This is a genomic window from Pseudomonas sp. CFBP13528 (assembly GCF_005233615.1).
Classification (GTDB): domain Bacteria; phylum Pseudomonadota; class Gammaproteobacteria; order Pseudomonadales; family Pseudomonadaceae; genus Aquipseudomonas; species Aquipseudomonas fluorescens_AM.
Genome location: NZ_QGAJ01000014.1, coordinates 15,646 through 41,755 on the forward strand (window position 1 = coordinate 15,646; position 26,110 = coordinate 41,755).

At 60.1% G+C, this 26,110-nt stretch carries 19 protein-coding genes; 14 read left to right on the forward strand and 5 right to left on the reverse strand.

The genetic code is table 11. The features are described from left to right. Positions 1-20: 20 nt before the first annotated feature. From rlmN to PspCFBP13528_RS21385, 10 genes are all read left to right on the forward strand, one after another. Positions 21-1,169: a 23S rRNA (adenine(2503)-C(2))-methyltransferase RlmN gene (gene rlmN, locus PspCFBP13528_RS21340; protein ID WP_065951251.1), complete on the forward strand. Its 1,149-nt coding sequence runs from the start codon at positions 21-23 to the stop codon at positions 1,167-1,169. Positions 1,170-1,181: 12 nt separating this feature from the next. Next, positions 1,182-1,940 (forward strand): type IV pilus biogenesis/stability protein PilW, encoded by a 759-nt coding sequence (pilW, locus tag PspCFBP13528_RS21345; protein WP_065951252.1) that lies wholly within the window; start codon positions 1,182-1,184, stop codon positions 1,938-1,940. Then, positions 1,940-2,926 (forward strand): RodZ family helix-turn-helix domain-containing protein, encoded by a 987-nt coding sequence (locus tag PspCFBP13528_RS21350; RefSeq protein ID WP_065951253.1) that lies wholly within the window; start codon positions 1,940-1,942, stop codon positions 2,924-2,926. The genes pilW and PspCFBP13528_RS21350 overlap by 1 nt, the downstream gene beginning before the upstream one ends. Positions 2,927-2,928: 2 nt before the next feature. After that, positions 2,929-4,038: a flavodoxin-dependent (E)-4-hydroxy-3-methylbut-2-enyl-diphosphate synthase gene (ispG, locus tag PspCFBP13528_RS21355; protein ID WP_003175952.1), complete on the forward strand. Its 1,110-nt coding sequence runs from the start codon at positions 2,929-2,931 to the stop codon at positions 4,036-4,038. 23 nt (positions 4,039-4,061) lie between these two features. Beyond that, on the forward strand, positions 4,062-5,351 hold the full coding sequence (gene hisS, locus PspCFBP13528_RS21360) for a histidine--tRNA ligase (protein ID WP_065951254.1): 1,290 nt from the start codon (positions 4,062-4,064) through the stop codon (positions 5,349-5,351). 41 nt (positions 5,352-5,392) lie between these two features. Further along, on the forward strand, positions 5,393-6,034 hold the full coding sequence (locus PspCFBP13528_RS21365; protein ID WP_137201442.1) for a tetratricopeptide repeat protein: 642 nt from the start codon (positions 5,393-5,395) through the stop codon (positions 6,032-6,034). Continuing rightward, positions 6,027-7,178, forward strand: a complete 1,152-nt coding sequence (gene bamB / locus PspCFBP13528_RS21370) for an outer membrane protein assembly factor BamB (protein ID WP_065951256.1) — start codon at positions 6,027-6,029, stop codon at positions 7,176-7,178. The genes PspCFBP13528_RS21365 and bamB overlap by 8 nt, the downstream gene beginning before the upstream one ends. 260 nt (positions 7,179-7,438) lie before the next feature. Next, the gene (gene der / locus PspCFBP13528_RS21375) at positions 7,439-8,908 is read left to right on the forward strand and encodes a ribosome biogenesis GTPase Der (protein WP_057723953.1); all 1,470 of its coding nucleotides are present in this window, start codon (positions 7,439-7,441) and stop codon (positions 8,906-8,908) included. Positions 8,909-9,043: 135 nt separating this feature from the next. Next, positions 9,044-10,192: a pyridoxal phosphate-dependent aminotransferase gene (locus PspCFBP13528_RS21380; RefSeq protein ID WP_137201443.1), complete on the forward strand. Its 1,149-nt coding sequence runs from the start codon at positions 9,044-9,046 to the stop codon at positions 10,190-10,192. Further along, positions 10,180-10,971: an amidohydrolase gene (locus PspCFBP13528_RS21385; protein ID WP_065951258.1), complete on the forward strand. Its 792-nt coding sequence runs from the start codon at positions 10,180-10,182 to the stop codon at positions 10,969-10,971. Before PspCFBP13528_RS21380 ends, PspCFBP13528_RS21385 begins: the two co-directional genes overlap by 13 nt. A 166-nt stretch (positions 10,972-11,137) precedes the next feature. Here the strand turns inward: PspCFBP13528_RS21385 and leuA are convergent, their stop codons facing one another. The 4 genes from leuA to xseA all read right to left on the reverse strand — a co-directional run bounded on the left by leuA (position 11,138) and on the right by xseA (position 19,756). Beyond that, positions 11,138-12,817 carry a 2-isopropylmalate synthase gene (gene leuA, locus PspCFBP13528_RS21390; protein WP_065951259.1) on the reverse strand — a complete coding sequence of 560 codons (1,680 nt, stop codon included), beginning with the start codon at positions 12,815-12,817 and terminating at the stop codon, positions 11,138-11,140. A 405-nt stretch (positions 12,818-13,222) separates the two neighbouring features. After that, entirely contained in the window at positions 13,223-17,164 is a 3,942-nt protein-coding gene (locus tag PspCFBP13528_RS21400) for a membrane-targeted effector domain-containing toxin (protein WP_241669126.1), read from the reverse strand. A gap of 387 nt (positions 17,165-17,551) precedes the next feature. After that, positions 17,552-18,373: a peptidoglycan DD-metalloendopeptidase family protein gene (locus PspCFBP13528_RS21405; protein ID WP_137201445.1), complete on the reverse strand. Its 822-nt coding sequence runs from the start codon at positions 18,371-18,373 to the stop codon at positions 17,552-17,554. Positions 18,374-18,376: 3 nt separating this feature from the next. After that, the gene (gene xseA, locus PspCFBP13528_RS21410) at positions 18,377-19,756 is read right to left on the reverse strand and encodes an exodeoxyribonuclease VII large subunit (RefSeq protein WP_065951348.1); all 1,380 of its coding nucleotides are present in this window, start codon (positions 19,754-19,756) and stop codon (positions 18,377-18,379) included. Between the two features lie 123 nt (positions 19,757-19,879). Here xseA and PspCFBP13528_RS21415 point away from each other — a divergent pair, with 123 nt between their 5' ends. The 4 genes from PspCFBP13528_RS21415 (at position 19,880) to guaA (ending at position 24,730) form a co-directional block, all read left to right on the forward strand. After that, positions 19,880-20,647: a sulfite exporter TauE/SafE family protein gene (locus tag PspCFBP13528_RS21415; RefSeq protein ID WP_065951262.1), complete on the forward strand. Its 768-nt coding sequence runs from the start codon at positions 19,880-19,882 to the stop codon at positions 20,645-20,647. Positions 20,648-20,790: 143 nt separating this feature from the next. After that, positions 20,791-21,339, forward strand: coding sequence for a sugar ABC transporter ATPase (locus PspCFBP13528_RS21420; RefSeq protein ID WP_065951263.1), 549 nt, complete (start codon positions 20,791-20,793; stop codon positions 21,337-21,339). A gap of 217 nt (positions 21,340-21,556) precedes the next feature. Further along, positions 21,557-23,026, forward strand: a complete 1,470-nt coding sequence (guaB, locus tag PspCFBP13528_RS21430) for an IMP dehydrogenase (protein WP_015885726.1) — start codon at positions 21,557-21,559, stop codon at positions 23,024-23,026. Between the two features lie 126 nt (positions 23,027-23,152). After that, positions 23,153-24,730: a glutamine-hydrolyzing GMP synthase gene (gene guaA, locus PspCFBP13528_RS21435; RefSeq protein ID WP_137201446.1), complete on the forward strand. Its 1,578-nt coding sequence runs from the start codon at positions 23,153-23,155 to the stop codon at positions 24,728-24,730. Positions 24,731-25,152: 422 nt separating this feature from the next. On the opposite strand, the gene PspCFBP13528_RS21440 is transcribed toward guaA, so the two are convergent. Then, complete coding sequence (locus tag PspCFBP13528_RS21440) at positions 25,153-26,067, reverse strand: LysR substrate-binding domain-containing protein (RefSeq protein ID WP_137201447.1); 915 nt, start codon at positions 26,065-26,067, stop codon at positions 25,153-25,155. Positions 26,068-26,110 lie beyond the last annotated feature (43 nt).

Below are 26,110 nucleotides of genomic sequence, written 5' to 3' on the forward strand. Positions count from 1 at the left end.
TAAAGAGTGAGGGTGAATCCATGACTACATCGACTGTTAAAACCAACCTGCTGGGTCTGACTCAGCCGGAAATGGAGAAATTCTTCGACTCAATCGGGGAGAAGCGTTTCCGTGCCGGTCAGGTAATGAAGTGGATTCACCACTTTGGCGTCGACGATTTCGACGCCATGACGAACGTCAGCAAGGCCCTGCGCGACAAGCTCAAGGCCATTGCCGAAGTTCGTGGTCCCGAAGTGGTCAGCGAGGACATTTCCAGCGACGGCACCCGTAAGTGGGTGGTGCGCGTGGCGTCCGGCAGCTGCGTCGAGACCGTGTACATTCCCCAGGGCAAGCGCGGCACCTTGTGCGTTTCGTCCCAGGCAGGCTGTGCCCTGGACTGCAGTTTCTGCTCCACCGGCAAGCAAGGCTTCAACAGCAACCTCACCGCCGCCGAAGTCATCGGCCAGGTGTGGATTGCCAACAAATCCTTTGGCAGCGTCCCGGCGACCGTCGACCGTGCCATCACCAACGTGGTGATGATGGGCATGGGTGAGCCGCTGCTGAACTTCGACAACGTAATTGCGGCCATGCACCTGATGATGGACGACCTGGGCTACGGCATCTCCAAGCGCCGTGTGACCTTGTCGACCTCCGGCGTGGTACCGATGATCGATGAGCTGGCCAAGCACATCGACGTTTCCCTGGCGTTGTCGCTGCACGCACCCAATGACGCATTGCGTAACCAATTGGTGCCGATCAACAAGAAGTATCCGCTTAAGATGCTGCTCGAATCCTGCCAGCGTTATATGGCGACCTTGGGCGAAAAGCGTGTCTTGACCATTGAGTACACCATGCTCAAGGACGTCAACGACAAGGTCGAGCACGCGGTCGAGATGATCGAGCTGCTCAAGAACACCCCGTGCAAGATCAACCTGATTCCGTTCAACCCGTTTCCCCATTCTGGCTACGAGCGGCCGAGCAACAACGCCATCCGCCGTTTCCAGGATCAACTGCACCAGGCCGGCTACAACGTCACCGTGCGCACCACCCGTGGTGAAGACATCGACGCCGCCTGTGGCCAATTGGTAGGGCAGGTGATGGACCGCACCCGCCGCAGCGAGCGTTACATCGCCGTGCGTGAACTGAACGCCGCCGACGATCTGCCGCAAATTGCTGTGAATCGAATCTGAGAGAGGATCTCTATGCCCTTGCGCCTTGCGCTGCTTTTACTGGTTACCGGTCTCGTGGCCGGTTGTGTTTCATCGGGCCACGATAGCCCTTTGCAAACCGACAAGGGGCGTGAGGCGGCGCGAGTGGCGTATGTGCAACTGGGGCTGGGCTATCTGCAACAAGGCATGAGCGAGCAGGCCAAGGTGCCATTGAAGAAGGCCCTGGAGCTGGATACCGACGATGCGGATGCCAATGCCGCGCTGGCGCTGGTCTTCCAGGCTCAGGCCGAGCCCGAGTTGGCTGATCGCTATTTCACCAGGGCGCTGGCTTCCCGTCCTGGCGACGCGCGGTTGCTGAACAACTACGGCAGTTTCCTGTTCGAGCAGAAACGTTATGAACAGGCAGCCGCTTATTTCCGCCAGGCCAGCACCGACACTCTTTATCCCCAGCGTTCGCGCATCTTCGAGAACCTGGGGGTGACTTCGATCCACCTGGGACAGCGCGAGCTTGCGCGCCAGCAACTGGAAAAAGCCCTGCACCTGAACGCTCGCCAGCCACGCGCTTTGCTTGAAATGGCTGAGTTGTCCTACGAAGACAGGCATTATGTGCCGGCACGTGACTATTACGAGCGTTTCAGCCTGCTCAGCGGGCACAATGCACGTAGTCTATTGCTCGGTGTGCGCCTGGCGACGGTTCATGAAGAACGCGACACGGCCGCACGTTTTGGCCAGCAACTCGAGCGACTCTATCCCGGTACGCCGGAATATCAGCAATACCTGTCGGAGCAATGATGAAAGCCGCGCACCCGGAAGTTGTAGCAGCTAATCGCGTAAACCCAGGCGACACCTTGCGTGAGGCCCGCGAAAGCAATGGTTGGTCGCTGGCGCAAGTGGCCCTCAAGCTCAATTTGACCAGCACCTCCCTGGCCAACCTGGAAGCTGGCGCGTTCGACAAGCTGCCGGGGCACACGTTTGCCCGCGGCTATATCCGCGCTTATGCCAAGTTGCTGGGTATCGACCAGACCGTACTGGTCCAGCAGTTCGACCAGTTCACCGGCACCGACTCCCAGGGCAGCAATGTGCATGGCCTCGGGCGTATTGAAGAGCCAACCCGGGTGTCCCACACGATCCTGCGCATTGTCAGCCTGTTGCTGCTGATTGCCGTGATCGGGGGTGGCTTCGTCTGGTGGCAGGACCAGACTTCCCAACGCAATAAAGACCTGACCAGCAACGCGCTGGAGCACGTCGAAGTCGAGAGCGCCGACGGCACCACCCAGATTCATCCACTGGATGAGCCGGAGGACCAGGCAGTCGTCGAAGGACAAGCTGCGCCGCAAACGCCAGCCATCGCCGAACAGCCTGCTCCAGAAACCGGCAGCGCACCTGCTGCAACTGCCGCCGTACCTGCTCCGGTTCCAGCAGCACCCGCCGCCCAGGCCCAGGTTCCCGCAGCGCCCGCTCCGGCCCAGGCTCCAGCGCCAGCCACACCGGCTGCGCCTGCGATTTCGCCGCCCACCACCCCCGCGTTGATCGCCGGTGACGGGCGCGTACAGATCACCTTCGTCGCTGACTGCTGGACGCAAGTCAGCGATGGTAATGGCAAAGTGCTGTTTAGCGGTCTGAAGCGTAAGGGAGATACGCTTGATCAGGGCGGCAAGCCTCCTTTGACGCTGCGTCTGGGCTTCGCCCGTGGCGCGCAAGTGGCCTACAACGGCCAGCCTGTGGACGTGGCGCCGTTCACCAGTGGCGAGACCGCTCGCCTCAAGTTGGGACAATAGTCATGCACGGCGAATCTCCAATCAAACGTCGCGTATCGCGCAAGATCTGGGTCGGCTCGGTGCCGGTGGGCGGCGATGCCCCCATCGCGGTGCAGAGCATGACCAACAGCGACACCAACGATGTGGCCGCCACGGTCGCCCAGATCAATCGTCTGGAAGCGGCCGGCGTGGACATCGTGCGGGTGTCCGTACCGGACATGGACGCTGCCGAAGCCTTTGGCCGTATCAAGCAATTGGTCAAGGTGCCGCTGGTTGCCGACATCCACTTCGACTACAAGATTGCGTTGCGCGTAGCCGAACTGGGTGTGGACTGCCTGCGGATCAACCCGGGCAATATCGGCCGTGAAGACCGTGTGCGCGCCGTAGTCGATGCGGCCCGTGATCGCGGTATTCCCATCCGCATCGGGGTCAACGCCGGTTCGCTGGAAAAAGACCTGCAAAAGAAATACGGCGAGCCTACCCCGGCGGCGCTGGTCGAGTCGGCATTGCGTCACGTTGAACACCTGGAGCGCCTGAATTTCCAGGACTTCAAGGTCAGCGTAAAGGCTTCCGACGTGTTCATGGCCGTAGAAGCCTACCGCCTGCTGGCCAAGGAAATCGTGCAGCCGCTGCACCTGGGCATCACTGAAGCGGGCGGTTTACGCTCAGGCACAGTGAAATCTGCGGTGGGTCTCGGTATGCTGCTCGCCGAAGGGATTGGCGATACCATCCGCATCTCCCTGGCGGCAGACCCCGTAGAGGAAGTGAAAGTCGGCTACGACATTCTCAAATCCCTGCGTTTGCGTTCCCGTGGCATCAACTTCATTGCCTGCCCGAGCTGCTCGCGGCAGAACTTCGACGTGGTGAAAACCATGAACGACCTGGAGTTGCGTCTCGAAGACCTGCTGGTGCCGCTGGATGTCGCGGTGATCGGTTGCGTGGTCAATGGACCGGGCGAGGCCAAGGAGGCGCATGTGGGCTTGACCGGCGGTACACCTAACCTGATTTACATCGACGGCAAACCGTCGCAGAAATTGACGAATGACAATCTGGTGGATGAGCTGGAAAAGCTGATCCGCGAGAAAGCGGCCGAAAAGGTCGCCGCTGATGCAGCGCTGATCGCTCGCGGCTGATTGAACGAATTTAAGGATTTGATGTGAGCAAGTCTCTGCAAGCCATTCGTGGCATGAACGACATCCTGCCGGAGCAGACGCCACTGTGGCGCTATTTCGAGGCCACGGTCGCGCGTCTGCTGGATAACTACGGTTACAAGCAGATCCGCATGCCGATCGTCGAGTTCACCGAGCTGTTCAAACGCTCCATCGGTGAAGTGACCGACATCGTCGAAAAAGAGATGTACACCTTTGAAGACCGTAACGGCGACTCCCTGACCCTGCGTCCGGAAGGCACCGCCGCCTGCGTTCGCGCTGTGCTGGAGCATGGCATCACCGGTGGTGGCCAGACCCAGAAACTGTGGTACATCGGCCCGATGTTCCGGCACGAGCGTCCGCAGAAAGGTCGCTATCGCCAGTTCCACCAGATCGGTTGCGAAGTGTTCAACCTGGACGGTCCGGACATCGACGCCGAGCTGATCGTCCTGACCTGGCGCCTGTGGGGCCAGTTGGGCATCCGCGATGCGGTCAAGCTTGAACTCAACAGCCTGGGCACCAGCGAGTCCCGCGGACGCTATCGCGAAGCCCTGGTCGAGTACCTGTCTGCCCACCTGGACAAGCTGGACGAAGACAGCCAGCGCCGCCTGAAGACCAACCCGTTGCGCGTGCTTGATACCAAGAACGCCGATACCCAGGCCGTACTGGTCGGCGCGCCGAAAATGGCCGATTACCTGGACGAAGAATCGCGCACGCACTTCGAGGGCCTCAAGGCTCGCCTGGATGCGGCGGGTATTCCCTACGTGATCAACCCCAAGCTGGTGCGCGGCCTCGATTACTACAGCAAGACCGTGTTCGAATGGGTCACCGACAAACTCGGCGCCCAGGGCACTGTGTGTGCCGGTGGTCGTTACGACGGCCTGGTCGAGCAAATGGGTGGCAAGCCGACCACGGGCGTAGGTTTCGCCATGGGCATCGAGCGGCTGATCCTGCTGCTCGAGACCCTTGAGCAAGTGCCGCAAGAGATTTCCCGCCAGGTGGACGTGTATCTTTGCGCTTTTGGCGAGGCCGCCGAACTGGCTGCCTTGGCCCTGAGCGAAAAGGTGCGTGACCAACTGCCGAACCTGCGTCTGCAAATCAATGCCGGCGCGGGCAGCTTCAAGAGCCAGTTCAAGAAGGCTGACAAGAGCGGCGCGTTGTATGCGCTGATCCTCGGCGATGACGAGTTGGCCCAGCAAGTGATAGGTTTCAAACCCCTGCGTGGCCAGGGCGAACAACAGAACATTGCCTTTGATGCGCTCGCTGCGCACCTGGCCACCTGCGTCGTGCAGGGTTGAAGCTGTCGAACAGCCGAATTTAGCGATTAAGGAGTATTGGGGTGTCGAGTACTGATGATGAGCAACTGGCCGAGTTCAAGGACTGGTGGCAGCGTAACGGCAAGCCCCTGGTTACTGGCGGTCTGCTGGCTTTAGTGGTGGTGTTCGGCTGGCAAGCCTGGACCAAATATCAGGCCAACCAGTCCCAGGGCGCCTCGATTGTTTATCAGCAATTGCTGGAAACTACCCTGACGCCGGACGGCAAGCCGGACCCTGCCCGGGTGGCAGACCTGGCCGGCAAGCTGAAGAACGAATTTGGCGGCACGACCTACGCTCAGTACGGTAGCCTGTTCGTCGCGAAAGTCGCGGTCGAAACCGGCAAGCTGGATGATGCAGCCACTGAACTCAAGGCCATCGCCGACAAACCGACCAACCCGACCCTGGGTGAAATCGCACGTCAACGCCTGGCACAGGTATTGGCGGCACAGAACAAGGCTGACGAGGCACTCAAACTGCTCGACGGCGATGCTGACAAGGCATTTGTAGCCACTCGCGAAGAGCTCAAGGGCGACCTGTTGGTCCAATTGGGTCGTACCGACGAAGCCAATGCTGCGTACCAAAAAGCCAAGGCGGCGCTGTCTGATGAAGCGGCGGTCGGTGGCTTACAAATCAAGCTGGACGACTTGGCCAAAGGGGATGCGTGACGTGATCCGTTGGAAACATGCAGCATTGCTGGCTCTGGCCGTTCTGGCCGCGGGTTGCAGCAGCAACAGTAAAAAAGAACTGCCACCTGCGGAGCTGACCAGCTTCAAAGAGGAAGTGGTCCTGCAAAAGCAGTGGAGCCGCTCCATCGGTGACGGTCAGGGCGAAACCTACAACATGCTGGTACCGGCAATCGACGGTGACAACATTGTGGCCGCAGACGTAACCGGCATCGTGACCTCCATGGATCGAATGACCGGCGACGTGAAGTGGAAGAAAGACCTTGAACTGCCTGTCTCCGGCGCCGTTGGCGTGGGTTACGGCATGGTCATGCTCGGCACGCTCAAAGGCGAAGTCGTGGCGCTGGACTCCAGCACCGGTGAAGAGAAATGGCGCGCTCGCGTGACCAGTGAAGTGCTCGCACCGCCTGCCACCAACGGCGATATCGTCGTGGTGCAAACCCAGGATGACCGTGTGATCGGTCTGGACGCCAGCACCGGCGAACAGCGCTGGTTGTACGACAGCACCCCGGCGGTGTTGACCCTGCGTGGTACCAGTGGTCCGATTGTGACCAACAATCTGGCCGTTGCCGGGCTGTCCACCGGTAAAGTGGTCGCCCTGAATACCCAGAACGGCGTGCCGGTCTGGGAAACCCGTGTGGCTATTCCGCAAGGTCGTTCCGAGTTGGATCGGGTCGTGGATATCGACGGCGGCCTGTTGCTGTCCGGCGAGACCCTCTATGTCGCCACTTATCAGGGCCGTGTCGCGGCACTGGACCTGCAGAGCGGCCGGGTCAACTGGCAGCGTGATGCGTCCAGCTACGCCGGTGTCGCCCAAGGGTTTGGCAGCGTCTACGTGAGCCTGGCGTCCGGCACCGTTGAAAGTGTCGACGAGCGTTCCACCACTGCGCTGTGGAGCAACGACTCCCTGGCTCGCCGCCAACTGTCGGCGCCGGAAGTCTTCTCCAGCTATGTAGCGGTCGGTGACTTCGAAGGCTACCTGCACCTGCTGAGTCAGGTGGACGGTCGCTTTGTAGGTCGCGAGCGGATCGACAGCGACGGCCTGCGTGCGCGTCCGCTGGTGGTGGGTAACATGCTTTATGTGTATGGCAACAGCGGCAAGCTGGAAGCCCTGACCATCAAGTAAAGGTTTGACTATGCTTGGGGTAATCCCCCAGGCGGCCCTGTTTCAATGCTCTCTGTAGGAGCGAGCTTGCTCGCGAGGAACGTCAACGATAACGCGGGCTTGCTGAGTTAACGCGTCGTCCTTGGGTTTTTCGCGAGCAAGCTCGCTCCTGCAGTGGTGGTGTCAGAGCAGGGCATGTGGCATTCAAATGCCGCCCCGAGCACCAGCCGCTGCCCTGCAGCGGCTTTTGTATTTTCTGAAATAACGAAGTGGAGAGCCGCATGGTTCCCGTAATCGCCCTGGTGGGCCGACCTAACGTCGGCAAGTCCACCTTGTTCAACCGCCTGACCAGGACTCGCGACGCCATCGTCGGCGACTTGTCCGGTCTGACCCGTGATCGCCAATACGGTGAGGCAAAGTGGCAAGGGCGCTCCTACATTATTGTCGACACCGGTGGTATCTCCGGTGACGAACATGGCATGGACGAAAAAATGGCCGAGCAGTCGCTGCTGGCCATTGAAGAAGCCGATGTCGTGTTGTTCCTGGTGGACGCCCGCGCGGGCTACACCGCTGCCGACCAGATGATTGGCGAGCACCTGCGCAAGCGCAACAAGCGTTCCTATCTGGTCGCGAACAAGATCGATAACATCGATCCTGAGGCGGCCCGTGCCGAATTCAGCCCGATGGGCCTGGGCGACGCGATCCCGGTTGCCGGCGCCCACGGTCGCGGCATCACGCAGATGCTCGAAATTGCCCTCAGCACCTTTCCCAAGGATGACGATGAGGAAGAAGAGGGTGAGGAGGAAATCGTCGCCGAAGGCGAGGAAGCCAAGCGCATTCCTGGCCCGAGCGAAAAAGACGGTATCAAGATCGCCATCATCGGCCGCCCTAACGTCGGCAAGTCGACCCTGGTCAACCGCATGCTCGGTGAAGACCGGGTAATCGTCTATGACGAACCCGGCACCACCCGCGACAGCATCTACATCCCGTTCGAACGTAACGAGGAAAAGTACACGCTGATCGACACTGCCGGTGTGCGCAAGCGCGGCAAGATCCACGAAGAAGTTGAAAAATTCTCCGTGGTCAAAACCCTGCAAGCGATCAAAGACGCCAACGTGGTGATCTTTGTGATGGACGCGCGCGAAGGCGTGGTGGACCACGACCTGAACCTGCTGGGCTTTGCCCTGGAAGCCGGTCGCGCCCTGGTGATCGCGATCAACAAGTGGGACGGCATGACGCCGAGCGAGCGCGATTTCGTCAAGATCGAGTTGCAGCGTCGCCTGTTCTTCGTTGAGTTTGCCGATATTCACTTCATCTCGGCGCTGCACGGCACCGGCGTGGGCAACCTTTACGCCTCCGTACAGAACTCGTTCAAGTCTGCGGTCACGCGCTGGCCGACCAATCGCCTCACCCAGATCCTGGAAGACGCGGTGGGCGAGCACGCGCCGCCGATGGTCAACAACCGCCGCATCAAACTGCGTTACGCCCACCTGGGTGGTGCCAACCCGCCGATTATCGTGATCCACGGTAACCAGATCGAGAAGGTGCCCAAGTCCTATGTGCGTTACCTGGAAAACACCTACCGCCGTGTCTTGAAGCTGGTCGGTACGCCGATCCGTATCGAGTTCAAGGGTGGCGAGAACCCATACGAAGGCAACAAGAACACACTGACCGACCGTCAGGTGAACAAGAAGCGTCGTTTGATGACTCACCACAAGAAGGCCGACAAGAAGCGCCGCGACAAGAAATAACGGCCGCTTCAAGTTGTAAGCTACAAGCTGCAAGAGAGGGCGCCGTTGGCGCCCTTTTTTGTGCGCGGCGGTTTGCCCCTTGACCCGCTTGCAGCTTGCAGCTTAAAACTTGCAGCTCACCCGAAGGGGGCTCCCATGATCACCAGCAAGCTGCCGAATGTCGGCACGACCATTTTCACCAGCATGTCGCAGTTGGCGGCCGAAACCGGCGCAATCAACCTGTCCCAGGGTTTTCCCGACTTCAGCGGCCCTCAAGACCTGCTCGACGCCGTGGGCCGGCACGTCGCCAACGGCCATAACCAATACGCACCGATGAGCGGCTTGCCCGCGCTGCGCCAGCAGGTGGCGGCAAAGATCGCCCGCAGTTACGGTGTCAGCGTCGATGCGGATCTTGAAGTGACCATCACGCCCGGCGCTACTCAAGGCATTTTCTGCGCTATCCAGGCGGTTATCCGCACCGGTGACGAAGTGATCATCTTCGACCCTTGCTACGACAGCTACGCACCCTCGGTGGAGCTGGCCGGCGGGCGATGCGTGCATCTGCAGTTGGGCTTGCAGGATTTCAGCCTGGATTTGGAGCGCATCAAGGCCGCGCTGTCGCCGCGCACGCGCATGATTGTGCTCAATACACCGCACAACCCCAGTGGCGCGCTGGTCAGCCGTGAGGAACTGGACCAGTTGGCCGAGCTGATTCGCGGCCGCGATATCTATCTGCTCAGCGATGAAGTGTACGAACACCTGGTGTTCGATGACGTGCCCCACGTCAGCGTGCTGGCCCACGAGGAGCTGTACGCGCGTGCGTTCGTGGTCAGCTCGTTCGGCAAGACGTATCACGTCACGGGCTGGAAGACCGGCTATGTGGTTGCACCGCCGGCCCTCACTGCCGAGCTGCGCAAAGTGCATCAATACGTCAGCTTCTGTGGCGTGACACCGCTGCAGTACGCGCTGGCCGATTTCATGGCTGAGCACCCGGAGCACGTGGATGCGCTGCCGGCGTTCTATCAAGCCAAGCGCGACCTGTTCTGCCAGTTGCTGGCGCCGTCGCGGTTCAGCTTCAGCCCCTCGGCGGGGACTTACTTTCAACTGGTGGATTATTCCCGGATCCGCCCGGACCTGGATGATGTCGCCATGTCCGAATGGATGACGCGCGAACACGGCGTGGCGTCGATTCCGATCTCGGTGTTTTACCGCAACCCACCCCAAGGCCAGCGCCTGGTGCGCCTGTGCTTTGCCAAACGCGAGGAGACGCTGCAACGAGCGGCGGAAAAACTATGCGTGATTTGAGTGCCTTGCCGAACCTGAACGTTGCCCTGATCCAGACCACCCTGGCGTGGCACGACCGCCAGGCCAACCTTGAGCATTTCGAGCTGCTGCTGGAGCAGGCCAACGGCGCTGACCTGATCGTATTGCCGGAGATGTTCACCACCGGCTTCTCCATGGAATCGGCCGCCCTGGCCGAACAGGAAAACGGCCCGACTCTGCGTTGGCTTCAAGCCCAGGCGGCGAAATACAACGCGGTGATCACCGGCAGTGTGATCATCCAGGCGGCGGACGGCAGCCACCGTAACCGCCTGCTCTGGGCGCGCCCCGACGGTGAGGTGCTGCATTACGATAAACGCCACCTGTTCCGCATGGCCGGCGAACACGACCACTACACACCCGGCGAGCGTCAGGTGCAGTTCGAGTTGAAGGGCTGGCGTATCCGCCCGCTGATTTGCTACGACCTGCGCTTCCCGGTGTGGAGTCGCGATGCCCAGGACACCGACTTGCTGCTGTACACCGCCAATTGGCCGGGGGCGCGGCGCCAGCACTGGAACCGTTTGTTGCCGGCGCGGGCCATCGAGAATTTGTGTTATGTGGCAGCGGTTAATCGAGTCGGCACGGACGGCAAGGGCTTTGCCTACACCGGCGATAGCCAGGTGTTGGATTTCCAGGGTGAGACATTGCTGAGCGCGGGGGAGGCTGATGGGGTATTCCAGGTGATTCTGAATGCAGCGGAGTTGGCGGCGTATCGCACCAAGTTCCCGGCGAATCTGGATGCCGATAGCTTTCAGTTTGTCTGACAGGCCGCCACCGGGGGCGAGCTCCCTCCCACATTTGAAGGTATTCACAAGTCAAAAAGTGGGAGGGGGCTTGCCCCCGATGAGGCCATCAGCAGCACCACCATAGCCCAAAGTAAAAAGGCCCCTGGATTCTCACCCAGGGGCCTTTTGCTTGTGCCGATAACGCTTACGCCGCCTTCGCTTCCTGCTGGCTCAACGAGCGGTTCAGCGCACTGAACAGCGCCTTGAAGCTTGCGGTGGTGATGTTTTCATCAATCCCCACGCCATGCACCGGACGCTCGCCATTCACGCGCAGTTCGATGTAGGCCGCTGCCTTGGCGTTGGTGCCTGCGCCAATCGCATGTTCGTTGTAATCCATGATTTCCACGCCGATCGGCAAGCCGGCCACCAGCGCTTCCAGCGCGCCATTGCCTTTGCCTTTCCAGTGCAGGTTGGTTTCGCCCTGGCCCTTGCCGGAGACTTCCACTTCCACATGGCTGTTGCCGTTCTCTTCCTGCAGGCGATGGCTGACCAGCGCGTACGGGGTGTTGGCCTGCAGGTATTCACGTTGCAGCAAGGCGTAGATCTGCGGCGCAGTCATCTCAAGGCCGACGCGGTCGGTCTCGGCCTGTACCACCTGGCTGAATTCGATCTGCATGCGGCGCGGCAAGCTGATGTCGTATTCCTGTTCCAGCAGGTAGGCAATGCCGCCCTTGCCCGACTGGCTGTTCACACGGATCACCGCCTCGTAGCTGCGGCCGATGTCGGCCGGGTCGATCGGCAAGTACGGCACTTCCCACAGTGCATCGTCTTTCTGCTGGGAGAAGCCCTTGCGGATCGCGTCCTGGTGCGAGCCGGAGAACGCGGTGTGCACCAGGTCGCCGACATACGGATGACGTGGGTGCACCTGGATCTGGTTGCACTCCTCGACGACTTTGCGCACGCCGTCGATGTCGGAGAAATCCAGCTGCGGGTCGAGGCCCTGGGTGTACATGTTCAGTGCCACGGTGACCAGGTCGACGTTACCGGTGCGTTCGCCGTTGCCGAACAGGCAGCCTTCGACACGGTCGGCGCCGGCCATCAGGCCCAGCTCGGTGGCGGCCACGCCGGTGCCACGGTCATTGTGGGTGTGCAGGCTGATGATCACGCTGTCACGACGGTTGATATGGCGACCGAACCATTCGATCTGGTCGGCGTAGATATTCGGCGTGGCGCATTCCACGGTGGCCGGCAGGTTGAGGATCATCTTGTGCTCGGGCGTCGGGTTCCACACCTCGATCACCGCGTCACAGACTTCCTTGGCGAACTCCAGCTCCGTGGCGCTGAAGGTCTCGGGGGAATATTCGAAGGTCCACTGGGTTTCCGGCTGCTGCGCGGCGTATTTGACGAACAGCCTGGCGGCGTTGACCGCGATGGCCTTGATGCCGTCCTTGTCCTGGTTGAAGACAATGCGGCGAAACGACGGCGACGTAGCATTGTACAAATGCACGATGGCCTTTTTGGCGCCGCGCAGGGATTCGAACGTGCGCGCGATCAAGTCTTCACGGCCCTGGGTCAGCACCTGGATGGTGGTGTCCTCGGGGATGTGGTTGTCTTCGATCAGGGTGCGCACGAAATCAAAATCGGTTTGCGATGCGGCCGGGAAGGAGGCTTCGATTTCTTTCACGCCGACCGCGACCAGGGTCTTCCAGAAACGCAGCTTTTTCGCGGCGTCCATCGGCTCGATCAGCGACTGGTTGCCGTCACGCAGGTCGGAGCTGCACCAGATTGGCGCGGCGGTGATGGTTTTCGACGGCCAGGTGCGGTCCGGGATATCGATGGTCGGGAACGCGCGGTACTTCGAAGACGGGTCTTTGAGCATGCTCATCGCAAAATCCTTTGTTGTAGGGCCGAGAAGAGGCGGCCTGCCGATTCACTATTATTGGGGGGCGACGCTTGGGGCGAGACAGATCGATTCAGCCTGGCAGTCGTGCGCTGACGAGGCACAGGCTGCGGTGCTGGCGGAGCTGAATGAGGGTGTGAGAGGTTTTCATAAGCCCAACCCTAATCGTGGGCACGGCAGATGGCAAGTGATCTTGAAAAATCGATAGGATTTCTCCATTTTGTTATCTTTTGAGAAATTTATTGTCAGCTTTATAAATCTTCTTTGGTTTTATTGCCGATCCTTCTTGAGGTGCACAATTTAAGAACGAGCGTCGAGGGCGCGCGCTCAGCAGCGTGGTGCAATGGTGAAGGACTCACCATTGCCTGCCGTACTTGCAGCGATGCTCCTTCAGGTGATTTTCTGAAAGGCTTGATAGTCTCCGGCCGTGTGGCTGCCCGTCACGACGCGTCCGGGGTCTTTCGGGATTGATGGACCGCTGATGGCAATGCTCTTGTTATAGGTCGTGGCCGGGTACACGCCTATCCCTACGCCACCGCTGAGTTCGGCCAGTCCTGGAACGTTTCGGGACGTATTCATGTGAGCCCTGCCTACCAGGGCCAGCACTTTTTCGCCGGGTTTGCGTCTCTGCATGATGCGCGTTGCGTAATAGTTGAATTCCTGCAAACGAGTCACGCCCTTGTCATTGTCGCCGATGTCGCGATAGAAGCCCGGCATGTCCTCCCGTCGAGTCAGGAAGCGATGGTCCAAGGCTCTTATCGCTATACCGTTTTCCTGGGCGAGACTGGTTAATTCCAAGAGTGTCGGCGACGCCCCGGGCGGGCGGCCACTGCCCATTCCAGCAGGCACGACTTGGCCCGCGGCGTTGGTTTGGACATTTTCCAGATAGATGGCTTTCACGCCGGCGTCTTTGAGGGTTTGCATGTTCTCTTTAAGCAGTTGAAAGCTGGCGATTTCGTTATGGCTCTCGCCCAGCACCACAACGTCACTGATCTGATAGGCATCCTTAAGGAGTCCAGCGGGCGATGTGTTGGGTGCCAGGTCAAGGCGAGGCGGGCGTGGCGGCATTTGTCCCCCTGCGGTCATAGCATGGTAGAACCGTTGTGCATCTCGCCTGAACCAATGCCTGGCCACTGGCAGCGACTTGGGGGTGAAGTCGGCTTCCAACAGTTGACCGTTGTTGCGGCTGAGGTATTCGGTCTCGGGCAAGGCTTTTTTGACTGGCGTCTCTGCTCCCTGAGTCGGTGCTCCTCCCCGTAACGCATTCAGTCGCCATTCGCCGTTTCCAGCCGATTGCAGGGACGCCACGATTCGGCTCCCCCTGGGCGCTGTCAACGGGGCGTTGGGATCAACAATATTGACTTGTCCGCTGCGGGCGTGAAATACCGAGTCGATCTGGTAAACCCCGTTCGTGCCGGTGCTGTCGGTAAAGCGTACGTACCAGTTGTCGTCAACGTTATAAGTACCATCGGGTCTCAAGGGGCGGCCACTGATGATCTCGCTGGGCACGGTAAACGCGCTTAAATCACGGCTTGGCAAGGCGACGGTGGTGGGGGTGTGCGAACCCATGCTGGCAATGCCACTGCTGGTGCCGGCGAGCGCGGGCGCCGCTGGTATGACTGGAGCAGGTAACGCCCTCGAGCCCGCCTGTGGGGTCAGTGTGCCCGCTGTCGTTGACGCTCTGAATACCGGACGCATCGGCGCCGCGCGAACATTGTAGATACGCGATCCCGCCAGAGTGAAGTCGCTGTAGATCGCGCGTGCCAGGCCGGGCTTTTTGATCAGGTGCGGCAAGATTCGGCTATTGGCGCGTAACGCGGTGACGCCGGCCTTGCCCAGACGAATCCCGGTGGATATCCCTTTGCCGGCCACCGGTATCAAGTCCGCGAAAATCAAGGCCACTTCAATGCCGAACTCGATTTTGTTGAGTTTTGATTGCTCTGCGACCTCCGCGCTGCTCACGGACTGGTGATCAGCTCGGTCGATCATCATCTGTACATGTTGTTGGTACAGATGATCCTGAGCATTGGCGTTGATGGGCTCAAGGCTCAAAGCGCCGCCCAATAGCTTGACCGATGAGATGACCAGCTTGGGGTCTATCATCTTCATTGGGTTGTAGGCGCGCTTTTTAAGCGCGTCCTTGAACTCCTCAATTTGATCCTTGCTGACCGGTGATTTTCTTTGCGCAATATAGGATGCCCATTCGCCCTTGGCCAACAGGGTGTCCAGGCTCTTGTGGTCAGCCACCTCACGAAAGGTGATGCCGTCAGGCGCTTTGGGGGTGTAGAGCACCAGTGACGCGTCGCTCTGGTTGCCGATCACCATCACGCCCTGCACCGCCAGCCCACGGTGGATAAGGCTGTTGGCAACAATGGTTTTCCCATCCACCTGGGGGCGCGTTGCAGGATCGGGGTGCTCCACCACCGCATCCACCCATTGCGCCGCACGCTTGGTGCTGGTGTCTTCGGTTGCCGGTTCCGCGTAGGCCTCGGGATTAAGCTCTGCGAGAAACGCCTCTTTAGTCTGGGTGGCTTTCAGGCTGTCTTTCCAAGCCGTACGCAATTGCGCAGCGCTGCCCGACTCGGCATCAGTGGTCATCTCGCGTTTCAGCAGTTTGACGTATTCACCCCCGACATCAGTGACGCTGACCAGTTTTTTGAGGTCGTCGGTGCCCAGGGTTACCGGATTGCCCGCCAGATCGAGGACGGGGTTGCCTGTGGTGTCAACGAGCGGCAGGGTCATTTTTACATCGGTGAACGTGCCTCTCTCCACGGCTGGAAAGCCGCTGGGGTTCTTCAACGCCAGGTCTGTCAGGCTTACGCTTTGCTGGTTCGCGTAGAGAGGCTGGCCGGTTCCCCTGCCGCCCTGGACACCGGTCCGGGTGCGCACCTGAACCATGAGCTTATCGGCATCGATGTGTGCATTCGGGTATTGCTGCTTGATGGCGGCATTCATCCGCTCACGGGAGAAGCGCGGCAGTGAAGGGATTTTCTCCAGCAGCGGAGTCAGCTTGTCCAAGCTTTTTTCTTGCTCCTCTTCCAGGCGCGTGAAAAACGCTTCTTGCAGCGGATTCAGATTTTTTAACCACTCGGGTTGGTATTTGTCTGCCAGTTTGGCATCGCGAGCCTGCATGGCGTTGGTGCCATCAAGCAGATAAGACGCGTCGGCCGTATCGTCAATGCTCTGGAGTGAGGCGCTGTCGGTGAGTGGATTGATGCCGTCAGCGGGTGCCAGGGCTTTGCTCAGGTGGGTGTCGATCTCTGCCTGCTGACGTTTGAGCATCCAGGGTATGGCGTCTGCCAGTACATCCCCTGATGACGGCTCGACACTGCGCATCAGGTCTTCCCCGGTAAACGAACCAGGCCGGTTTTGCAGTGAGGGTGGCAGGGTCTGCAGTAGCAGCTGCGCATCGGTTGCGCCTTGATCCAGGCGGTTGGCCAAGGCCTGGCGTGCCTGGGCCGGCGTGGCAAACTCCTCGAAACCTTCGCCGGGTGTGTAAAGCACCACCGGGCCATTAGCCTCGTTGAGCGTAAAGGTGCGCCCATTCGGCCAAGTCGGCGGGCTGCCATGGGAGCCGTCATTGTGGGTGATGAGAAATGCGCCGGCCAGCATCGCGCCGCGTTCTGTCTTGTTATCGACAGTCACGGGATATACGCCCAGGCGAGCGCCATGGGCGAATTTCTTTTCCCGGGCAGCCAAGGTGGGATAGCGCAGCGCGTTGTCGATCAGCTCCTTGCTTTGCGCACTCAGGGTGCCGTCGGCCACACGCAGCGCGGCCAGGATCGACAATTGTTTTTTATGCAGGATCAACAGATGGTCTTTTGGCGACAGCTGCAGTTTCGGCTCCCCCTTCGCTTGCCCGGGCGTACTCCAGAATTCTTCAAGTGCCTGGGGATATTGCGTGGCAATGCTTCGGGCAATCGATTGCAATGAGCTTGACGTAAGGGCGGGTGTTCCAGGTTCGTCAGCGGTTTGTCGCGTAGCAAATTCGGTGCGTATGTTGCGCTCAGGGCGCATCAGCGCGTTCGGGTTGGCCAGGATTTTTTTCACCATTCTGGCCAACGCGGTCATCAGGGGTTCGGAAGATTCCGGCGACTGAGCGTCACCGCCGACGCGGTAGCGGTCGAAATACAGAAGGTGGGCATCGAGAGGCCTGACGTCCGGAAACGCTTTTTCAAGCTGTGTCTGTACAAATGTTTCAAACTTCGGCTGCCTGCTGTGTAACCGTTGCATGTCTTCAGTCAGAAGACCGTGCTCAAGGCTCAGCGCTAATTGCTTGGTGGGTTTGAAATGCTTTACCAACTGCGCGTACCGCATTTTGGCGGGGTTCATGGCATACGAGTTGGGCGCGGCCGGGCTGTCTGGGGCATAGCTTGAGGCGGGCGCAGGTTCTTGTGCGGTGAAGGCGGGCGTTGGTAAAGCGGGGGGTGATACAAGGGGCGCAAGGGTGGCGGAAGAAGTCGAGGAGAGTGGCTGATGCCGCTCTGATAGCGGTGGGGTAAGGGAGAACATAGAGTGAGTCTCACTGGATTTGGATGTCCATGTGTCAGTTCATGCTCATTACGCTCCGTGTAATTCGTTGATTGGGTGAATATCGGGCATCAGACAGTTCCTGCCGAAAGTGTAAGGCGATGGCAACGCACCGCATTGAATGTCACGCAGTGGAGGCGCCGGACAAGAGGGGCAGCGTTCGCCGGCGCCCAACGACTGACACGCCGGTCAGGGCTGAAACGCACCAATGAAAATGGCCGGATCAACCCGCGCGTCATTCAGGCTGACGTTCCAGTGCATATGCGGGCCGGTTGCCCGACCCGTCGAGCCGACCTTGCCCACGACCGCGCCACGCCCCAACTGGTCGCCGACTTTCACGTCAATCTTCGACATATGGCAGAACATGCTGATAAAGCCCTGGCCATGGTCGACGAACACGGTGTTGCCGTTGAAGAAGTAGTTGCCGGTCAGGATCACCTTGCCAGCCGCCGGCGTCTTGATCGGCGTACCCGCGCCCACGGCAAAGTCCAGTCCCGAATGAGGATTGCGCTCCTCACCATTGAAGAACCGTCTTACCCCAAACTTGCTCGACAGCGGCCCGTTGACCGGTTTGTCCAGCAGCAGGTTGCTCGGTGTGTTCGGGCTGAAACTGCGGTAGGCCTTGAGCTGCACGGCCAGTTCGCCCTCGATGCGCTTGAGTTGCGCCGGTTGCGGGTTGACCTGGCTTTTGTTCTTCAAGTTGATGCGCTGCTCGGGGTATTTCTTGAAACCCACCAGGAATGGCAGTTGCCGTCCGCCACTGGTGATGCGTTCGGTGCCGGGCTTGACCGTCAGCGGGATGCCCACAATCGCCAGCCAGGTGTTTTGCTCCTTCACCACCAGCACCGGCCTGTTGAGGTAGGTGGCCTTGGGCGCGGTCGCCGCCGTGCCCAGGTCCACGACAGCGACGCCGCCGGGCACCGGCTTGTTCAGCAAGCGTGTGATGTAGCTGTCGGCATGGGCATTGAAGGTCAGGCAAACGAGCATCAACAAGCTGAGAAAGCGTGGCATCGGTCAATCCAGTAGCGAAAGGGTGACGGGTGTCAGGTGGTTGTCTTCCACCCGTACTTGCAATTGGCCCTCACCGAGGCGTGCGGTCAGGCGCTGGCCGGTGTGGGTTTGCGCGGCGTTGCGAATCGCCTGGCCACGCTCGTCGAGCAGGATGCTGTAGCCACGGCCCAGGGTGGCCAGTGGGCTGACCACGTGCAGCGTCTGCACCTGGCTTTGCAGCTGCAGGCGCCGCGCCTTGAGACCTTCGCGCATGGCGCGGGGCAGGCGTTCGGCGAGGCTGTCCAGGCGCTGGCGCAGCAGGGCCAGTTGACGGCCCGGATGTTGGCCGGCGAGGCGGGTTTCCAGGCGAATCAGGCGTTCGCGACGGGTAGTGAGGCTGCGCTCGAAAGCGCGGCGCAGGCGCATGTCCAGGTCATCCAGGCGCTGGGCCTGCTGGCGCAGACGTTCGCCAGGGTGTCGCAGGCGTCGGGCCATGCCCTCCAGGCGCAAGCGATCATGGCGCAGGCGGTTGTGCATCAACAGCACCAGGCGGCGCTGCAGGTTTTCGACCTGGCGCACCAGGTGGCTGGCGTCCGGTGCCAGCAGTTCAGCGGCAGCGGACGGGGTAGGGGCGCGCACGTCCGCCACGAAGTCGCTGATCGATACATCGGTTTCATGGCCGACCGCGCTGACGATGGGCGTGACACAGGCATCCACCGCGCGAGCCACGGCTTCTTCGTTGAAGCACCAGAGGTCCTCCAGCGAGCCGCCGCCACGGGCCAGGATCAGCGCGTCGAAACCGCGGGCGTCGGCCAGTTTCAATGCACGCACAATCTGCGCGATGGCCTCGCGGCCTTGTACGGCGGTCGGGATCAACGTCAGTTCAATGTTCGGCGCGCGGCGGCGGAATACGCTGATGATGTCGCGAATCACCGCGCCGGTCGGCGAACTGATAATACCGATGCGCCGAGGGTGCGCCGGCAATGGCACCTTGCGCTCGGCACTGAACAGGCCTTCGGCGCTGAGCTTTTCCTTCAAGGCATCGAAGGCCAGGCGCAACGCGCCATCACCGGCCGGCTCCACGGTGTCGAGGATCAATTGATAGTCGCCACGGCCCTCGAACAGCGAGACCTTGCCGCGCACTTTCACCGCAAGGCCATCCTTCAACGCCTGGCGCACCCGCGCAGCGTTGTTGCGAAACAGCGCGCAACGCACCTGGGCGCCGCTGTCCTTGAGGGTGAAATACACGTGGCCGGAAGCCGGGCGGGCGAGGTTGGAGATCTCGCCTTCCACCCAGATATTGGTGAACACGTCTTCCAGCAGCACCCGCGCGCGGCCGTTGAGCTGGCTGACAGTCAGGACTTCGCGGTCCAGGCCCAATCGGGCAAAAGGATCTTTAATCATGGGCGGCAGTTTATAGGCATTCGTGCCAGGTTTGACAGAACTGCTCCACCTGCGTGCGCCTTCGCGCTGGCGCAATGCTCACGGATGACTAAAGTGTCGGCATTCTCTTTCAAGGAATTACCCATGAGTCCGGTTGAGCTGATGAGCCAGTGGTCGTTTGGCGCGGTTGAGTGGCTGGTGATCGGCCTCGGTATCGTTGTGGCGTATATCGTTTTCGGTATCGCCGGCTTCGGTACGGCGTTGGTGGCAGGGCCTGTGCTCATTGTGTTCATGCCGTTGTCGAAGATCATACCGCTGTTGGTCTTGCTCGATTTTGTCGCCGCCTTCGGTGGCCTGCTGCAAACACGTCGGGATGTCAGCAAGCCGGAGTTGCTGCGACTGCTGCCGTGCATGGCCATCGGCTGCACCTTGGGTGTGGTGTTTTTGCTCAACCTGCATTCCGACTTGCTGCTGTTGTTGATGGGGCTGTTTATCAGTGCCTACGCGGTCTACAGCCTGGCGGTGAAGGCGCGACCTGCGCAATTGGCGGCGGGCTGGTCGATTCCCATGGGCACGGTCGGCGGCTTGTTTGGTGCGCTGTTCGGCAGCGGCGGCTTTTTATATGCGATCTACCTGAACAGCCGTCTGTCCAAGGAGGCGGCGCGGGCCACGCAAAGTGCGTTGATCAGTTGCAGCACCGTGGTGCGCCTGAGCCTGTTTCTGATTGCCGGGGTGTATGCCGAATTGCCGCTGCTGATGTTGGCGCTGTGCCTGTTGCCGGCAATGGCGCTGGGCTTGTGGTGCGGGCGCCGGCTGACGATGCGGATGTCCCGCGAGGCGTTTGTGCGGTTGGTGACGTGGCTGGTGCTGGCCAGTGGGATTGCGTTGATTGGACGGTATTTGAGTACTTGACCTGTGTGGGGCAGGGATTAAGCTGCCAGCCTTCAGGGCGCCATCCGGGGCAAGCCCCCTCCCACAGTTGACTGTGTTCACAATTCACAATGTGGGAGGGAGCTCGCCGCCGATGACGTCAGCAGCCCCACCGCAGGACTCCCATGAATTCCCAAAGCATCCTTGTCCCGAAAATCTCCACCTTGCCCGTCCACGAACCCCGCGCCCGGGCAATCGTGCGCTGGCTGGTGCGCAAGAACATCATCAAGGAACAGCTGACCACCTGCGGCCGCACCGGCAACCGCATGGCCTACGCCCTGGCCGACGGCGCCCGCGCGGTGGTGCTGCACCCTGAAGCGCTGCCGTTCAACGAGCCCGTCAATGGCCTTGAAATCATCTACAAACGCTGCATCTACACGCCGGCCAAGGGCTTTCTCGAAGAAGCCGGCTGCCCGGAGTGCCTGAAGGAAGTCGGCGAAGCGCTGTTCGAAAGCCTGGAAGACTGGATGCCCGGCCACACCGACAACTTCACCTGCCCGCTGTGCGGGCATGAAGATGACATCAACGGCTTTCTGTTCCTGCAGGCGTGCGGGTTTTCCAACCTGGGGTTTATCTTCAACAACTGGGCGGAGGCGGGGTTCAAGCAAAGTTTTATCGATGAATTTGCCGATTGGCTCGATCAAAAAATGAGTTGGGTCAAAGTCGAACTGTAGGAGCGAGCTTGCTCGCGAAAATCGTCAACGATAACGCGGGTTGCCTGGTTTTACGCGGTGCCTTGGCGTTCTTCGCGAGCAAGCTCGCTCCTACAGAAACGCAGCAGGTTTTCTCCATCTATCAGTATTACCAAGTTTGTCAGAGTTTTACATTGAGCCCGACAGGGTGCATGTATATAATGGCGCGCTTCCATTTTCCCGCTCGGGAGCCCCCGCGATGCTGCGTATCAGCCAAGAAGCTCTGACATTCGACGACATTCTCCTAGTGCCCGGTTATTCCGAGGTGCTTCCTAACGAAGTCAGTCTCAAGACCCGCCTAACCCGTGGCATCGAGCTGAATATTCCCCTGGTTTCCGCTGCCATGGACACCGTCACCGAAGCCCGTCTGGCCATCGCCATGGCTCAGGAAGGCGGCATCGGCATCATCCACAAGAACATGACCATCGAGCAGCAAGCTGCCGAAGTGCGCAAGGTCAAGCGTTACGAAGCCGGTGTGGTGAAAGATCCCATCACCATCGAAGCCGACGCTACCGTGCGCGATCTGTTCGAACTGACCCGCCTGCACAACATCTCCGGCGTTCCGGTACTGCACGATGGCGACCTGGTCGGCATCGTCACGTCCCGTGACGTGCGTTTCGAGAACCGTCTTGAAGTCACCGTCCGCGAAGTGATGACGCCTAAAGAGCGCCTCGTCACGGTCAAGGAAGGCGCCGACAAGAACGATGTGCGCGAATTGCTGCACAAGCACCGCATCGAGCGCGTCCTGATCGTCGACGACAAATTCGCCCTCAAGGGCATGATGACCGTCAACGACATCGAAAAAGCCAAGGCTTACCCGCTGGCCAGCAAGGATGACCAAGGTCGTCTGCGTGTTGGCGCTGCGGTCGGCACCGGTAAAGACACTGGCGATCGCGTTTCGGCGCTGGTTGCTGCCGGGGTTGACGTGGTGGTGGTCGACACCGCCCACGGTCACTCCAAAGGCGTGATCGACCGCGTGCGCTGGGTCAAGCAGAACTTCCCTGATGTGCAGGTGATCGGCGGTAACATCGCCACCGGCGCAGCGGCCAAGGCCCTGGCCGAAGCCGGTGCCGATGCGGTCAAGGTCGGTATCGGCCCTGGCTCGATCTGCACCACGCGTATCGTTGCCGGCGTGGGCGTGCCGCAAATCAGCGCCATCGCCAACGTCGCCGCGGCCCTTGAAGGCACTGGCGTTCCGTTGATCGCCGACGGCGGCATCCGTTTCTCCGGTGACCTGTCCAAGGCCATCGTAGCCGGTGCTTCCTGCGTGATGATGGGCTCGATGTTCGCCGGTACCGAAGAAGCGCCAGGCGAGATCGAACTGTTCCAGGGCCGCTCCTACAAGGCTTACCGTGGCATGGGTTCGCTGGGCGCCATGTCCCAGGCGCAAGGTTCTTCCGACCGTTACTTCCAGGACTCCTCGGCAGGCGCCGAGAAGCTCGTCCCGGAAGGCATCGAAGGCCGTGTGCCTTACAAGGGCACCCTGAGCGCGATCATCCATCAACTGATGGGCGGCCTGCGTTCCTCGATGGGCTACACCGGCAGCGCCGACATCGAAGAAATGCGCACCAAGCCAGAGTTCGTACGGATCACCGGCGCCGGCATGGCTGAATCCCATGTCCACGACGTGCAGATCACCAAGGAAGCGCCAAACTATCGGGTCGGCTGAGGCCGACAGCTCTAAGCCACAAGTTATAAGCTGCAAGCGGAGCTGTGTTGAAGCAGTCTCCGCGCGGCTTCCGATTACTTGCAGCTTGCAGCTTGAAGCTTGCAACTGCTTTTCAGAGTTTCTTTCATGGCCCTCGATATTCACGCCCACCGCATCCTGATCCTCGACTTCGGTTCCCAGTACACCCAGCTGATCGCCCGCCGCGTGCGTGAAATCGGCGTGTACTGCGAACTGCATCCGTTCGACATGGACGACCAAGCGATCCGCGAATTCGCACCCAAAGGCGTCATCCTCGCCGGTGGCCCCGAGTCCGTGCACGAAGCCGACAGCCCGCGCTGCCCGCAAGCGGTCTTCGACCTGGGCGTACCGGTGTTCGGCATCTGCTACGGCATGCAGACCATGGCCGAGCAACTGGGCGGCAAGGTTGAAGGCTCCGAGCTGCGTGAATTCGGGTATGCGCGTGTCGACGTGGTCGGCAAGAGCCGCCTGCTGGACGGTATCGAAGACCACATCGACGCCGATGGCCTGTTCGGTCTCGACGTGTGGATGAGCCACGGTGACAAGGTCACCAAAATGCCGCAGGACTTCCACATCCTGGCCAGTACCCCAAGCTGCCCGATCGCCGGCATGTTCAGCGACGAGCGTCGTTACTACGGCGTGCAGTTCCACCCGGAAGTGACCCACACCAAGCAAGGCGGGCGCATCCTGTCGCGCTTCATCCTCGATATCTGTGAGTGTGAAGCCCTGTGGACCCCGTCGAAGATCGCTGAAGACGCCATCGCCAACGTGCGCGCCCAGGTCGGCACCGACAACGTGCTGCTCGGCCTGTCCGGCGGCGTCGACTCCTCCGTGGTCGCCGCGCTGCTGCACAAAGCCATTGGCGACCAACTGACCTGTGTCTTCGTCGACAACGGCCTGCTGCGCCTGCACGAAGGTGAGCAAGTAATGGCCATGTTCGCCGAGAACATGGGCGTCAAGGTGATCCGCGCCAACGCCGAGGAGCAGTTCCTCAACAACCTGGCCGGCGAGTCCGACCCGGAGAAGAAGCGCAAGATCATCGGCCGCACCTTCATCGACGTCTTCGATGCCCAGTCCAACAAACTGGACAACATCAAGTACCTCGCCCAGGGCACCATCTACCCTGACGTGATCGAGTCGGCCGGCGCCAAGAGCGGCAAGGCCCACGTGATCAAGTCCCACCACAACGTGGGTGGCCTGCCTGAGGAAATGAACCTCAAACTGGTCGAGCCGCTGCGCGAACTGTTCAAGGACGAAGTCCGTCGCCTGGGCCTGGAGCTCGGCCTGCCGTACGACATGGTCTACCGCCACCCATTCCCGGGCCCGGGCCTGGGCGTGCGCATCCTCGGTGAAGTGAAAAAGGAATACGCCGACCTGCTGCGTCGCGCCGACCACATCTTCATCGAAGAACTGCGCAAGGCCGACTGGTACCACAAGGTCAGCCAGGCGTTCGTGGTGTTCCAACCGGTCAAGTCTGTAGGCGTGGTCGGCGATGGCCGTCGTTACGCGTGGGTCGTGGCCCTGCGTGCCGTTGAGACGATCGACTTCATGACGGCGCGTTGGGCACACCTGCCGTACGAACTGCTGGAGACTGTCAGTGGCCGTATCATCAATGAAATCGAAGGTATTTCACGCGTGACGTATGACGTGTCGAGCAAGCCGCCGGCGACGATTGAGTGGGAGTGATTGGACGTCCGGCATTGTCCGGCACCTACTAGCAAAAAATGCTCTGGAGCCCGCGTAATTGCGGGCTTTCGGCTTTTTGGGGGGACACATCAGATCGCCTAATCGTCGATGTAATTGGCGCCCGCGAAATCGTAAATATCACTGCGCATCAAGCGAAAAGGGCAATGCCATGCGCACAGGGGCGATCCTCGTCGGGAGCGGTGCTTGCAGGCCACCCGCTGTCCGCTTTTGATTCATTCCTTTGCTAAACGAGGAACAGCATCTAGCCGATAGCCTTCAGTCGCAACTGGCCGCAACGTTTAAAAAACGTGAACAATGATGACATGCTGATGGGTGTCTCCCATACCCACCCCGTTATTGGAGACCCTTGAGAAGCAGCCACCTCGCCCTATCTCCCACCGCAAGCCTACGCCTCAGGGCATTTATTTCTGCGAACTTCGAAGGGGGTCGCCGTTCCATACGCCTTCGTCGGTCTCTAGGATCTGGCTAATCAGGTTGCACACAATTGGCAACTTCTCATGGCGGCGAAACAAAGCTCCCACCTCTGAAAAAATGGGAGGCCCAGCGATCTCCCTAAAGACCACATTGGGCAGTTGAACAGTTTGAATCAGAACGCTGGGAATGACGGCTACACCCACACCCAGTGCCACTTGTGTCAGCACGGCGACCAGACTTCCGGGCACCGAACCAATGTATGGATCGAATTTCCCGCGCTTGGCCACTTCACGCAACCCTAATCCTTGTTCAGGTAGCACAAACGACTCGCCAGCAAGCGCACTCGGGCGAATGCCATCAACTGTCTTTGCCAGAAAATGGTCCGCTGGCAACGCAACGCAGAATCGGTCTCGGGCCAATATACGGCTGGAGATAGCGTCGGGCAGATGCACCGGCATCCGTACAAAGGCCACGTCAATCCGACCGTCCTCAAGAAGTGCCGTGAGCTGCTCGGTAGGGAGTTCCTTGGTGTTCACCATGACGGCTGGCCACTGATTGCGAAAGCGCTGGACCTGGTCCTGGAGTACCCCGAAAAAGGCGGCTGAACCCACGTATCCGATTTCCACTCGGCCAACCTGGCCTCGGCCTGCACGTTGGCCCACGTTAACAGCTCTTTTGAATTGTTCGAGAGTGGCGCGCGCTTCTGTCAAAAACGCTTCCCCAGCTGGCGTTAAAGCGACAGTCCGCTTTGTTCTATTAAAAAGCCGAGCGTCTAACAAGCTCTCCACTTCCTGAATCTGCGCAGTGAGAGTTGGGGCAGAAACGCCCAGTTGCTCGGCCGAGCGTGAAAAATGTAGATTTTCCGCCACTGTTACGAAGGCGCGGAGATGGCGTATGTCCATGGCAGCGGAACCTGATATTCAGTTTTTCTGAATTATAAAGCCA

What these genes read in the sequence shown, in the direction of transcription:
- leuA (WP_065951259.1), bottom strand. Translation starts at nt 12,817, where the DNA reads ATGAGCATGCTCAAAGACCCGTCTTCGAAGTACCGCGCGTTCCCGACC.
- PspCFBP13528_RS21350 (WP_065951253.1), top strand. Translation starts at nt 1,940, where the DNA reads ATGAAAGCCGCGCACCCGGAAGTTGTAGCAGCTAATCGCGTAAACCCA.
- pilW (WP_065951252.1), top strand. Translation starts at nt 1,182, where the DNA reads ATGCCCTTGCGCCTTGCGCTGCTTTTACTGGTTACCGGTCTCGTGGCC.
- der (WP_057723953.1), top strand. Translation starts at nt 7,439, where the DNA reads ATGGTTCCCGTAATCGCCCTGGTGGGCCGACCTAACGTCGGCAAGTCC.
- ispG (WP_003175952.1), top strand. Translation starts at nt 2,929, where the DNA reads ATGCACGGCGAATCTCCAATCAAACGTCGCGTATCGCGCAAGATCTGG.
- PspCFBP13528_RS21400 (WP_241669126.1), bottom strand. Translation starts at nt 17,164, where the DNA reads ATGAACCCCGCCAAAATGCGGTACGCGCAGTTGGTAAAGCATTTCAAA.
- PspCFBP13528_RS21440 (WP_137201447.1), bottom strand. Translation starts at nt 26,067, where the DNA reads ATGGACATACGCCATCTCCGCGCCTTCGTAACAGTGGCGGAAAATCTA.
- PspCFBP13528_RS21405 (WP_137201445.1), bottom strand. Translation starts at nt 18,373, where the DNA reads ATGCCACGCTTTCTCAGCTTGTTGATGCTCGTTTGCCTGACCTTCAAT.
- PspCFBP13528_RS21380 (WP_137201443.1), top strand. Translation starts at nt 9,044, where the DNA reads ATGATCACCAGCAAGCTGCCGAATGTCGGCACGACCATTTTCACCAGC.
- bamB (WP_065951256.1), top strand. Translation starts at nt 6,027, where the DNA reads ATGCGTGACGTGATCCGTTGGAAACATGCAGCATTGCTGGCTCTGGCC.
- guaB (WP_015885726.1), top strand. Translation starts at nt 21,557, where the DNA reads ATGCTGCGTATCAGCCAAGAAGCTCTGACATTCGACGACATTCTCCTA.
- rlmN (WP_065951251.1), top strand. Translation starts at nt 21, where the DNA reads ATGACTACATCGACTGTTAAAACCAACCTGCTGGGTCTGACTCAGCCG.
- xseA (WP_065951348.1), bottom strand. Translation starts at nt 19,756, where the DNA reads ATGATTAAAGATCCTTTTGCCCGATTGGGCCTGGACCGCGAAGTCCTG.
- PspCFBP13528_RS21415 (WP_065951262.1), top strand. Translation starts at nt 19,880, where the DNA reads ATGAGTCCGGTTGAGCTGATGAGCCAGTGGTCGTTTGGCGCGGTTGAG.
- PspCFBP13528_RS21385 (WP_065951258.1), top strand. Translation starts at nt 10,180, where the DNA reads ATGCGTGATTTGAGTGCCTTGCCGAACCTGAACGTTGCCCTGATCCAG.
- guaA (WP_137201446.1), top strand. Translation starts at nt 23,153, where the DNA reads ATGGCCCTCGATATTCACGCCCACCGCATCCTGATCCTCGACTTCGGT.
- PspCFBP13528_RS21420 (WP_065951263.1), top strand. Translation starts at nt 20,791, where the DNA reads ATGAATTCCCAAAGCATCCTTGTCCCGAAAATCTCCACCTTGCCCGTC.